Origin of the sequence: Maccoyibacter intestinihominis, assembly GCF_040096355.1 — a bacterium.
Classification (GTDB): domain Bacteria; phylum Bacillota; class Clostridia; order Lachnospirales; family Lachnospiraceae; genus Maccoyibacter; species Maccoyibacter intestinihominis.
The window spans coordinates 69,869-82,780 of sequence record NZ_JBBMEX010000011.1; the positions used below are offsets into that span (position 1 = coordinate 69,869).

10 protein-coding genes are annotated in these 12,912 nt (G+C 43.1%); all 10 read left to right on the top strand.

Annotated elements, in window-relative coordinates; genetic code table 11:
* Positions 1–7 precede the first annotated feature (7 nt).
* Genes WMO43_RS10925 through WMO43_RS10970 form a run of 10 tightly spaced genes read left to right on the top strand, consistent with a single transcriptional unit; the run spans position 8 to position 12,898 of the window.
* Positions 8–1,303, top strand: coding sequence for a glycosyltransferase family 4 protein (locus tag WMO43_RS10925; protein ID WP_353531190.1), 1,296 nt, complete (start codon positions 8–10; stop codon positions 1,301–1,303).
* Positions 1,304–1,317: 14 nt separating this feature from the next.
* A complete protein-coding gene (locus WMO43_RS10930) occupies positions 1,318–2,559 on the top strand; it encodes a glycosyltransferase family 87 protein (RefSeq protein WP_353531191.1) in 1,242 nt (413 codons plus the stop codon).
* A gap of 2 nt (positions 2,560–2,561) precedes the next feature.
* Complete coding sequence (locus WMO43_RS10935; RefSeq protein WP_353531192.1) at positions 2,562–3,341, top strand: ABC transporter permease; 780 nt, start codon at positions 2,562–2,564, stop codon at positions 3,339–3,341.
* A gap of 1 nt (position 3,342) precedes the next feature.
* Positions 3,343–4,587 carry an ABC transporter ATP-binding protein gene (locus tag WMO43_RS10940; protein WP_177963553.1) on the top strand — a complete coding sequence of 415 codons (1,245 nt, stop codon included), beginning with the start codon at positions 3,343–3,345 and terminating at the stop codon, positions 4,585–4,587.
* Between the two features lie 5 nt (positions 4,588–4,592).
* Positions 4,593–4,979, top strand: a complete 387-nt coding sequence (locus tag WMO43_RS10945; protein ID WP_177963554.1) for a hypothetical protein — start codon at positions 4,593–4,595, stop codon at positions 4,977–4,979.
* Positions 4,976–6,343, top strand: a complete 1,368-nt coding sequence (locus WMO43_RS10950) for a glycosyltransferase family 4 protein (protein ID WP_353531193.1) — start codon at positions 4,976–4,978, stop codon at positions 6,341–6,343. Before WMO43_RS10945 ends, WMO43_RS10950 begins: the two co-directional genes overlap by 4 nt.
* A 12-nt stretch (positions 6,344–6,355) precedes the next feature.
* The gene (locus tag WMO43_RS10955) at positions 6,356–8,734 is read left to right on the top strand and encodes an ArnT family glycosyltransferase (protein WP_353531194.1); all 2,379 of its coding nucleotides are present in this window, start codon (positions 6,356–6,358) and stop codon (positions 8,732–8,734) included.
* A gap of 11 nt (positions 8,735–8,745) precedes the next feature.
* Positions 8,746–10,725, top strand: coding sequence for a hypothetical protein (locus tag WMO43_RS10960; RefSeq protein ID WP_353531195.1), 1,980 nt, complete (start codon positions 8,746–8,748; stop codon positions 10,723–10,725).
* A 26-nt stretch (positions 10,726–10,751) separates the two neighbouring features.
* Positions 10,752–11,891: a glycosyltransferase family 4 protein gene (locus WMO43_RS10965; protein WP_353531196.1), complete on the top strand. Its 1,140-nt coding sequence runs from the start codon at positions 10,752–10,754 to the stop codon at positions 11,889–11,891.
* Positions 11,879–12,898 carry a stealth family protein gene (locus WMO43_RS10970; protein ID WP_353531197.1) on the top strand — a complete coding sequence of 340 codons (1,020 nt, stop codon included), beginning with the start codon at positions 11,879–11,881 and terminating at the stop codon, positions 12,896–12,898. Before WMO43_RS10965 ends, WMO43_RS10970 begins: the two co-directional genes overlap by 13 nt.
* Positions 12,899–12,912: the final 14 nt, after the last annotated feature.

Below are 12,912 nucleotides of genomic sequence, written 5' to 3' on the forward strand. Positions count from 1 at the left end.
AAATGAAATGAGTGTATCAAATTTAGTAATTAAAATCACGGATGCTTTAAAACCGGTACTGGTAAAGATCATCCCACAGGAGTATTTAAGCCGGGCAAAGAAAGCATATATGAATCGCAATACAACGAAGTTAAAAGATGCAAAGATCGCACCTTATAAGCCGGGCAGATATGCCGAGGGAATCAACCTGATCGGAAGTATCCAGGCAGCTTCGGGCTTAGGACAGAGCAGCCGTCTTGTGGCAGCGGAGTTAGAAGCCTCCGGGATGCCGTACAGCATCAAAGAACATCATATTTCCGAACAGTTAAGCATGACAGAGCATGAGTTTGATGCAAAATTTTCGGACGAGCTTCCATACGATATCAATCTTTTGCATATCAATGCACATGAATTTACGGTATCCTATATGCAGCTTGGAAAGCAGGTGTGGGACTATCGGTATAATATCGCATTCTGGCTTTGGGAATTAGAGGAGTTCCCGGCGGAGTGGATAGACTGCATTTCAATCGTAGATGAGATCTGGACACCGGCAGAGTTTGTAAGTAACAGCATTCGCAAGGTGACGGATAAGCCGGTGCATACGATCCCGTATCATGTAACGGCACCGACAGATGACAAATACGACCGTGCATATTTTGGACTGCCGGAAGACAAATTCCTGTTTCTGATGATGTATGACAACGGAAGCATGATGGAAAGAAAGAATCCGTTAGGTACTTTAGAGGCATTTAAACGTGCATTTGGCAAGGAAAATGACGAGGTCGGTCTGGTTATCAAGATTTCAGGAAATGCCAAAGAAGATATGGAAAAAATCCGTGAATTTTTTGACGGATATACCAATATCTATTTTATGACAGAGATGTTGACGAAGATAGAAGTCAACAGCCTGCTTCGGGATGTGGATGTGTTTGTATCCCTTCATCGTGCCGAAGGATTTGGGCTTGGTATGGCAGAGGCAATGTTGAACGGCACTCCTTGTATCGCGACAAACTGGTCTGCGAATACAGAGTTTATGGATGAAAAATCTGCCTGCATGGTAGATTATCAGTTGATAGAGCTGACGGAGGACATCGGACCGTTTAAGGCAGGAAACCGCTGGGCAGATGCGGACGTTGCGCAGGCAGCAGAGTACATGAAACGCTTATATGCAGATAAGGCTTTTTATGATATAATAAAGAATAATGCTCTTTCACATATCAACGAGGTGCTGAGTGAGGAACGCATTACAGTTATGATGAGAGAACGCGTGGAGGCGATCCGAAAGGAAGCCAAAGAGGCGTTAAAAAAGAACGAAGAAAAATAACCAGAGGAAGTAAAATGAAAAAAGAGAAACGCAGCAATGCCGTCTTTTACGGTCTGATGGGAATCATGTTGGGATTATTTGTGATTTCCTTAATAGCAACAGGTGGAAAAAGTATTTATCAATTTCTGTTTTATGACAGAAAAGATATCTTTATGGATTTTTTCAACAGTATCAATGATTGTTTCAGTGGGGATCCTTATGGAAAGAAATGTATCTATCCGCCGCTGACCTATGTCATTTATACGATCTTCAGCAAATTTCTGCCAATGGATATGGCAAAAAAACACGGGATGTTTGCCGTGCGTGACAGCGCACAGGGCTTAACGGTCTACATGATCTATACACTGATCATTGTAGTGATCATGCTGGCATTGATCTGGAAATTCTTAAAGGGAGACAGGAAAAAGAAATTACAGTTTTCGGTCGTGACTTTAATGAGTATGCCGGTGCTTTATTCGTTTGACAGAGGAAATATCGTATGGTTTTGCATGGCATTTCTGATGGTCTACATTTTTACTTATGACAGCAAAAATAAGATCTTGAGGGAAATCGGTCTGATCTCTTTAGCGATTGCAACCTCGATCAAGATCTATCCGGTGGTATTCGGACTGATGTTACTGTTTGATAAGAGATGGGCAGAGGCAAAGAGATGTATTATCTATGGAGTATTGATCTTCTTTGTTCCGTTTTTGTGTTTTGGCGGATTTTCAGAGTTTACAGTATTGTTATCCAACCTGACCAATGCATCGAACTTCCTTGGAAGCATCGGACACGGATACCGTCTGAACTTCTCGAATACGGTATATGGAGTATTTGATGTGTTACAGCGCCGCGGACCGCGGATCGACAAACTGTTACAGTATGCACTCTATGCATTCTATGTATTCTATCTGCCTTGTATCTTTTTAGCAAGAGAACGCTGGAAAAAAATATTTTTACTGACAGCGGTACTGGTAGGAATGCCGCCGTTCAGCTATGCATATTCCATGGTCTTTGTGATCATTCCGTTGATGTTGTTCTTAAACGAGAATAAAGGAAAACCAAGAGATGTTTTCTATGCAGTCTGCTTTGTGTTCTGTATCGCACCGATCGGATACAGCCCGGTTTCTATTTTAGGAGATGCAACTGTGCCGTATGCCTATTCACTGAATGTATTGGTGATGTCACTGGCACTCATGGCATTGACCGGATTTCTTGCATTAGAGACATGGATTACGAGAATTACAGAGGTATTGCTGCCTCGAAGGAGTAAGTAAGCATGATAAAGGATTTAAAGGAATTATATGCATACCGCCAGATGATATTCAGTCTGGTAAAAAAAGATCTGCGTGGCAGATATAAGGGTTCCGTATTGGGATTTATGTGGACATTTATCAATCCGCTGTTACAGATGGGAGTCTATACGCTGGTATTTTCCATTATCTTAAGAAATGATATTGATAAATACTATCTGTTCTTATTCGTGGCATTGGTACCGTGGATTTTCTTCTCGGCATCTTTGACGGGAGGTGCAGACAGTGTCTTAGCCTCTAAGGATATGTTAAAAAAGATATATTTTCCAAGAGAGGTTTTACCGATCTCCTATGTCACGGGAGCTTTTGTCAATATGCTTTTGAGCTTTGTGGTTATTTTCGGAGTGATCATTTTTACCGGACACGGACTGAACCCATTAGCGCTTTTGACGCTTCCGATCATTATGTTAGTGGAATATGTCATGGCACTGGGGATTGCCCTGCTCAGTTCGGCGTTGACCGTATACTTTAGAGACTTGTCCTATATTTTAGGAATCATTGCAATGATATGGCAGTATCTGACTCCGATCATGTACTCCTCAGATTTAGTACCGGACAAGCTGCGTCCGCTGTGGAATCTCAATCCGATGACACCGGTCATTGAGGCATACCGTTCCGTGCTTTATGCAAAGCAGGTGCCGCAGCTGTCAACTTTGATCCAGGCAGCAGTGCTGGGTGTGATCGTCTGTGTGATCGGTTATATCAGTTTTAGAAAATTGCAGAAAGGTTTTGCGGAGGAATTGTAGGATGCGCGAAGAAAATGCAATCGAAGTAAAAGATTTAAAAAAACAGTTTAAGGTCTATTATGATAAAGGCAGCCAGTTAAAGGAAAAGATGCTGTTCTGGAAGAGAAACCGCTATGAGAACCGTCAGGTATTAAACGGCATCAGCTTCGAGGTTAAAAAAGGAGAAGCAGTCGGACTGATCGGACACAATGGCTGTGGAAAGAGTACCACCTTAAAGCTGCTGACGAAGATCATCTATCCGACCTCCGGTACTGTGGAGATGCGGGGCAGGGTATCCAGCCTGATCGAGCTTGGAGCCGGATTCCACCCGGATATGAGCGGAAGAGAGAATATTTATACGAATGCGGCAATCTTTGGTCTTTCCAAACGGGAGATAGAAGAGAGACTGGATACGATCATTGAGTTTTCAGAGTTACAGGCATTTATCGACAATCCGGTGCGTACCTATTCTTCAGGAATGTATATGCGGCTGGCGTTTGCAGTTGCGATCAATGTCAATGCAGATATCCTTCTGATCGATGAGATCTTAGCCGTAGGAGATGCGAATTTTCAGGCGAAATGTTTTGATAAATTAAAAGAGATCAAAGAGCGGGGAACGACAATTATCATCGTATCCCATGCGTTAGGACAGATCGAGCAGATCTGTGACCGGACAATCTGGCTGCAGGACGGACAGATCAAGTTGAGCGGTACACCGCGTGACGTACATCCGAAATACCAAAACTACATGAATGAAATGCGTAAAAAGATGGCAAATGAGAACATGGATGAATTTGTTCCGCCGGAGCCGGAAGAAACAGAGGATGAAAAGCGTTATGGTGATAAACGGGTGGTCATTACTGAGGTGGAGATGCAGAATGCCGAAGGAAAGAAGCAGAGAGCCTTTACCTGCGGTGAACCGATCACGATCCAGGTTCAGTTCCATGTCAATGAGCCGGTAGAAAAAGCCATGATGGGATTTGGGATTTTCCGTCGGGATGGCATGCACTGTTACGGATGCAATACGCATATCGACAACATCGGTGATCTGAGTTTTAAGGAAGATGGAACGGTGCGGATCCGGTTAGAAGAGATGGATTTATTAGAGGGTTCTTATTCGCTGGATTTAGCGATCCAGACCGATTTAGAAGAACCGATTGATTTTTACAGAGAAGTCATGCCGTTTGAATTATACAATTCTAAGAGTGATATCGGAGTTGTGCGGATTCCGCACAGTTGGGAACTAGAAGAAGTGCAGAAGGAGTAGCGGATATGGAAAAACTGGAATTTCGTTCAGAGGCAGAAAAAGAAATCTTTATGCAGCTGATCAGTAAAAAAGAAGCGATTCGTCTTTGTTTTGAACAAAAAGACAGTTCCTATATGGAAAGCGAAGTGCAGAAATTAGATGATATGTTAGATGAATTAGAGCAGCACTATTCACTTGCAATCTATGATCTGCAGGATCCTTCGAGGATGAAACGTCTGTTTGGACGGGTGTTTGGAAAAATCTTTAAAGTGTTTTTCATGGGACCGTTTGCAAAAAAACAGATTGCCTATAACAGACAGGTATTGAACACGCTTCACAACCTTCAGGAGACACAGGAGGGAATCTTAGAAGCTATGGCAAAGATGAAAGAACAACAGGAGGTAAGCGAATGAATATAGGATTTGATTCTGTTGGGATTTTAGGACCTGCAAGCAAGAATCGTGGAATTGGAAATTACACGAAGAGCCAGTTTTTAAAAATGGCAGAGATAGATAAAGAAAACCAGTATTTCTTTTTAAATACCTATGAAGCAGATTTTTCCCTGAGTGAGTTTATGGAGGATGCGTCAAATCTGCATGAAGAGTTTTATTTTTTCGGAAAAGGCAATTTTTTACTGCATGACCGTATCAACTATGAATTAGTCGGAAAAGTCGTAAAGCGTTTTTTAAAGGATAATCAGATCGATGTGTTCTATATGACCTCTCCGTTTGATGAGAATATGACGCTCTACCGTAAGGAATGGTTTGAGGGTGTGACGGTTGTCGCAACGGTATATGATATTATCCCATACATGAGAAAGGAACAGTACTTTCCACGTTTCAGCCGTGCAAAGCAGTACTATGAGATGAGGATCGATATGCTCAAATGGGTGGATCAGATACTGGTCATTTCTGAGAGTGTAAAGCAGGATATGATCAAATACATGAATTTTGCGCCGGAGAAGATCGATGTCATCTGGGGTGCGGTAGATGAAAGATTCAAAGAGATTCCGGTTGCCGATGAAACAGAAAAAGAGATCCGTGAAAAATTCGGTATTACGGATTCCTTTATTATCTGTACGGGGGGTGCAGACGGCAGAAAGAATTTAGATGGACTGATCCGTGCCTTTGGAGCAATGCCAACGGAGTTAAAGGAACAGTATCAGTTAGTCATTGTCTGTAAGCTGTCACAGGAAACTGTGGATGGCTTTATGAAACTCGCAAAAGAGTCTGATGCAGACGGAAGAGTCATCTGTACGAATTTTGTTACGGATGAAGAGCTTCTGATCTTATATAATTTAGCACACCTGACTGCATTTCCATCGAAGTATGAAGGCTTCGGACTTCCGGTCGTGGAATCCTGGGCATGTGGAACTCCGGTTTTAACATCGAATAATTCCAGCCTTGTGGAAGTCGGAGGAGACGGAGCCGTTTTAGTCAATCCGAATGATGTATCGGATATCACCAGAGGACTGGTACAGGCATTGTCAGAAACCGATTTAGAGGAACTTTTACAAAAAGGCAAGAAACGTTTAGAGCGGTTTCAGTGGAAGGTCGTGGCAGAGGACACCTTAAAATTTATTCAGGATGCCTATGAGAAACATGAAAAAACAAATCAGGATTTAACAAAAGAGGAAAAACCGGAAGAAATCTATGCAGACAAGAAGTGGCTGTCAAGACTCTATGCAGAGCGGATCATCGGACAGAAATATACAAGTCTGGAGATATGGCATCTGGCAAGGATGATCGCCTATGCAGACGGTGTGGATAAGGATTAGGAGAAGTTGGGAATGGCAGAAGGTTTCATATTTTTTGCTGCGGTACTGTTGCAGGGGTTCCTGTGTGCAAGACTTTTGCCGCATAAATACAATTATATGGAAAAAGGAATTCTGGCGGGAGCGGCGGAGATAGCAGAAATCGCAGTAGCTGCAAATCTGCTTGCCGTTCTTGGAATGTTCTCTTTATATGCACTGAGTGCAGTATTGTTTGTATCAGCGGGTATTTGTCTGTGGATCGTTTGCAAGAGGGAAAAAGTACAGGAAGCGTCAGGAAAAATGAGCCGGTGGGATGTAGCCGCCGTTGCTCTTTTACTGATTTCATTTTGCCTGTGTTTTTTCTTTCCGACAAAATATATGCCGGCAGGCAGGGACCCGGGAGTCTATCTCATCAACGGTGTGCATATTGCAAAAACCGGTGGGATCACTTATGAGAGCAATGTTTATCTGAATGAGCATTATGAAGAAGTAAAAGACTTATTAAAATTAGACGCACCGGGCTTTTACTCGGAATATGAATATGGAATTTCCAAAGAGCCGGGAAGTGTGGTAACACAGTTCTTACACATGTTTCCAAGTCTGTTAGCCGTAGGTTACCGGGTGGGAGGTTTAGAAGGTCTGGTACGCGTCAATGCTTTTATCAATTTCTTTGCACTGGGTATCATGTATCTTTTGACAAAGCGGATGTTCGGTGAAAAGGCGGCAGGGCTGGCATTGCTTTTTCTGACTGTCAATCCGGCACAGCTTTGGGCTGGAAGGATCACGCAGACAGAGCTGTTAAGCCAGATGCTTCTGTTTCTTGGACTTTACTGGTTTTACGAGGGCTGGGAAACCGAAAAGCTGCGATATGCGGGATATGCGGGACTGTTGTTTGGAATCTCCACCTTTAATCGTATCGATGCCTATATCATTGGTGTCGGCATCCTTGTGATGTGGGGCTACTGTGAATGGTTTGAGGTGAAGAAAAAATACGCGAGAGTGGCAGCAGGACTTTATCTGATACTTGGCGCCGCGGCGTTGGGATATGGTTTTATTTTTTCCTATCCATATTATAAGGTGCATCTGCACAAAGGACTTGCGATGATCGTCGGGATCAATGTGGTGTTAGCGGTATTGGTGCTCCTCGTAGGAGCAATCCTCAGCATGAAAAGGAAAAGCATGCAGAGAAACGCTGTACAGACAGGACAGGAAAGCGACAGCCCTGAAAAGATCCGGGAGTTCGTACAGGGCAGGGGCAGTGTACTGTTATCCGTATTGCTTGGAGTATTGGCATTATTTGCCTATCTCCTGCGTCCGGTATTGTTAAAAAATTACGAAGAGCCGGTCAACCTCTATGCCATGCAGCAGTTCTGCTGGTATGTGACGATCCCGGCAATGATATTACTGTTTTACGGTTTTTACAGGATACTGCATCAGAATCAGGAGTGGGAAAGATATCTGCTCTTTTTAGCGATCGGATTCAGCAATCTGATCGCCTATATCGTCAGACCATCCATCAGTCCGGATCATATCTGGATGTCAAGAAGATGGATTTTTGTCTGTATCCCGTTTGTACTGATGATGGCAGCCTATGGGATCAGCCGGTTACCGTGGAGTGGGAAGAACCGCAGGGGGAAATCTGTGGTACAGGGAGGACTTGCACTTCTTATCACAGGGATGCTTCTGATCCGGAGTGCAGCATTTTTAACGGAAAAAATGTATGGCGGCATGGATGAACAGTATGAGAAGGCGGCAGAGCAGTTAGAGGATGATAAGATATATCTGACCACGAATACTTCGTTAGCGGGCAGCTATCGTTTTCTATATGGAAAAAATGTTTTTCTGTTAAAGGATATGCGAGGGGAATTGCAGAAGTATCTGCAGGATCGCGAAGTCTATTATATCGGAAATGTCGGAGAACTGGATCTGTTCCATGTACAGGCAGAGGAGTTGTCAGAGCAGATCATTCAGGGAACATTTTTAGAAAAAACAACAGAGCATTTTCCAAGAGCCTTAGATACGGAAGAGATGAACACTTCGGTTTACCGTTTAAGAGCAGCCGATCAGACAGAGATTGAGATCCCGATGTCCCTGTTTACGATCGCAGCGGGAAGTACACGGACCGGAAATGTCATCGAAACAGAAGAAGCCGGTTATGCCTTCTGGGGTCCGTATATGAAGTTAGAAAAGGGCCATTATCGTGTGGTATTTTCTATTGATACGGCAGAAGAGACCAATGGAAAATGTGAGATCGCAATGGGTGGAAACCTGTTAGCAGAAAAAGAAATAGCAGGAAACAAAGAAGTAGAGTTGGAATTTGACGTTGAGGGAGCAGAGGAAGGAATTGAGTTTCGTGTACAGACAGAGGGTGGCAGCCTTCGCTGTGATTCCGTTCATCTCTGGAAACAGGAATAAAGGAGAAGATGATGAATAAGACCTGGATAAAAGAGCATTGGTTAGAAATCCTGCTCTGTGTGGGAATAGTGATACAGATTGGAGCGCTGGCAGTATTTAATCTGACCAGACTGCCGTATGAATCAAATTATGATTCCTCCTGTGCTTATGCACAGATCGTAGAAATGTGGAGACAGAAGCGTATCCTTTTAAAAGACTGGGCATATCAGACCACTTTGGGTATTGATTCGCCGGTTCTTTTAGGAGCATTGTTCTATGGTATTACGAAGAATGCATTTACGGCATTTGGACTTGCAAATATTGTGACCGTGATCGTCTATGCATGTCTGTTCTATGATATTTTAAAACAGGCAGATGTTAAAAAAAATATGCGTTTGCTTGCCGTACTGTTTCTTCTGACACCATACAGCACAGGACAGTTGGGCTATATGCCGATGCTTTTTACCAGTGCAGGTTCTTATGCGTATAAGCTGTTAGTACCGCTGTTACTGATCGATATCTTAGTACGGATGCACAAAGGACAGGAAATTAAAAAATACTGGTATCTGATCCTGTTTGCAACCTTTTTCGTATTTGATACCGCAGTTTCAAGTGGAGAATATATCCTGCTTTGTGCCGTATTACCGTTGATCGGATATGAAATCCTTCATGTACTGATCGGAAACGATATCAAACAGATTTTTAACAAAAGGCTTGGATTTCTGATCTTAGAATCCGCCATCTATGTGGTAGGCATTAAAGTGGGCAGACGTACCGGAATCATTGAGTCGGTCGGAAGCCAGATGATGCTCACAAAGGCAAAGCATTTCCCGTCGGTGATCGCAAAATGCCTGACCGGAATCTTCCAGTTGTTTGGCGGAATCCCGGACTATGAGGATATTCCGGTAACACAGACCTATGGAATGATGTATCTGTTCCGTTTCTTTTTAGCGGCAGTGATCTTAGCATCATGGATTTATTTGTTAAAACATTTAAAAGAAAATGAAAAATATAAAGAACTTGTTGGGATGATTACCTGCATTTTTGCAGTCAATTTGATCGTATTGATCTTTGCCAATGTCAACTATGCGACAAAGACGTTTGAATACCGTTATCATCTGATCAGCATGATACCGATGATCCTGCTGACCTCCATTGCAGCATCGGACTTATGGGAAAAGAGAAAACTCTTAGAGCAGACCATTGTTCTGGTTACGATCGTTCTTTTATTGTTTGTCAACGTCTATGACTATAAGAACTATATGAGAGACTGCTATAACTATCAGGGCGATATGCAGGGAATCACACTCACGGCAGAGCAGGAGGGAGTTCATCTGATTATTACGATCGGCTCGGAATCCATTTCAATGGGAAGATGTATGCGGAATGTCAACCCAAATGTGGAGATCAGTACCTGGGGAGGCTACAACCATGGAGTCGGCTGGGGAGCAAGTACTTATTATTTTGATAATGCACATTTAAAGACCCCGTATATGGTTCTGATGACCCAAAAGGAATATGAATTGATGCCGAAGCAGATCGCAAAGCAGTTAGAAGAAGTACAGGTATTTGGAATTTTCCGGCTTTACCGGGTCAAAGAAAATGTCTTAGATGGAGATAACACACTCCCACAATCCGGAACCAACAGGGATTTTTGCTATAGTTCGGGATATGAATACTGGGGAAAAATGGAGAGTGACGGAAATGTGCTCTCTTCCGGAAAGAAAGAAACGGTACTGCGCAGTAATAAGAAAAAAATCGAAAAAGATGCAACCTATGATATCGTAGTACATTATGAAGTGATTCAGGCGAAAGAGGACAGTGCAGCAACCTTCCGTGTGAGAAATGCACAGGATGAGATCATTGCAGAGCAGGAGATGCCAAAAGATGCAACAAAGATCACGATCAAGGATGTGTCCGTAATAACCGGCATGGAATGGGTCCGATACCGGATAAATGCAGAAAAAGGAAGCAAGATCCGTATCAGGAGCATTGAGACAATCGCACAGTAGATCAGAAAAAGCAGTGAGGTAAGAATATGAAGAAAGACTTAAAGAAGATAGTGATGATAGGACCGGTTTATCCGTATAAAGGCGGAATTGCCCACTATACGGGACTGATGTGTAAGGCATTGCGTAAGAAATACGATGTGACCATGGTATCCTTCCAGATGCAGTATCCGAAGTTTTTATACAAAAAAGAACAGAAGGACTACGACAACCCACAGTTTGAGGTGCCGGAGACAAAATACTGGATACACACTGCAAATCCGTTTAATATCGTGAAGGCATCCAAATGGATCTTAAAGGAAAAACCGGATCTAGTGATCTTCCCATGGTGGCATCCGTACTTTGCACCGTGTTTCTGGATCATGGAAAAAATGTTGAAGAAGCATACGAAGATCATGTTTTTATGTCATAACGTATTCCCGCATGAGCGTTTCCCAATGGACCGCTTCTTAACGAAAAGGGTATTAGAAAAGGGAGATTACTTTATTGTTCAGTCTAAGATGGATGAGTCCGATCTTTATCAGATCAAGAGTGATCCGGTCGTCAAGCTGACACCGCACCCAACCTATAATGCGTTCCGTTTGCAGAATTTAAGCCGCAGTGAATCCAGAGAACTGATCCGGGCATCCGAGGACGAAAAGATATTGTTGTTCTTTGGATTTGTAAGAGAATACAAGGGTTTAAAACATCTGCTCCGCGCCATGCCAAAGATTACAGAGCAGGTGGAAAATCTCCGTTTATTCGTAGTCGGAGACTTCGGAGAGGACAGAGATCAGTATATGGAACTGATCCGTGAGAAGAAGATTGAAGATGCCGTGGAAGTGGTAGAGGGTTATATCCCGGATAAAGAGGTAGAAAAATACTTTGCTGCCTGTGATCTGGTGGTGCTTCCATATGAGTCAGCGACACAGAGTGGGATCGTACAGATTGCTTACGGATTCCGGAAACCGGTATTAGTAACCAATGTCGGAGGACTGCCGGACGTTGTAACCGACGGTAAGACCGGATATGTGGTAGAGAGCAAGAATCCGGAACAGATCGCAGACGCAGTCATCCGCTATTTTAAAGAAGAAAAAGAAGAAGAATTTGCACAGAACGTAAAAGCGGAAGAATACAAGTATTCCTGGGACAGAATGACGGAGGTCGTAGAAGAATTATGGGCAAGATAGCAGAAGATGAAAAAGTAGACTTTGTCATTCTCTGGGTAGACGGAAATGACCCTGAGTGGCAGGCAAGTAAAGCAAAATATACTGCCGATAAAGGACAGGATGCTTCCGCAAACCGTTATCGGGAATGGGAGAACTTAAAGTACTGGTTTCGCGGAGTGGAAAAATTCGCACCGTGGGTCAACAACGTCTATTTTGTAACCTGTGGTCATTATCCGGAGTGGCTGAACTTAGAGCATCCGAAGCTGCGTTTTGTCAGGCATGAGGATTTTATCCCAAAGGAATGTCTGCCGACGTTCAGTTCCCGTCCGATCGACATGAACCTGCACCGGATCGAGGAGTTAAGTGAACATTTCGTCTATTTTAATGACGATATGTTTCTGATCGACAAGGTGGAAAAGACGGACTTTTTCAGAAATGGAAAGCCGTGTGACATGTTATGCGAATATCCGCTGGGATTTTCCGGAAAAACCTATGTATTTTCGCATACGATGGTCAACAACATGAACCTGATGGGTAAATACTTTAAACGGAAACAGATCAAAAAGGATTTAAAGAAGAAAATGTTAAGTCCCAAATACGGAAAATATGCAATATACAACTGGATCATGTATATGCTGCCGTTCCCAAACCTGATCGGAGTCTTAAGCCATCATCTTCCGATGGCAAACTTAAAGTCCACCTATCAGGAGTTCTGGGAAAAAGAGCCGGAAATCTTAAATGAGACGATTTCCCACAGATTCCGTTCCATTTCGGATGTCAATCAGTTTGTATTCCGCTACTGGAACCTGTTCCGCGGTAATTTTGAACCGTTTAATGTGTTAAAGTTAGGAAAGATGTATGCCGTCGGTGCAGACAATCGGGAATTGTATGATACGATCCGCAACCAGAAAAAACGGATGATCTGCATTAACGATACCTGTACTCAGGAAGAATTTGAAGAGGCAAAACCAAAGGTGATCGAATGCTTTGAGCATATCCTTCCGGAAAAATCATCCTTTGAATTATAAAAAGAGCATTGAGG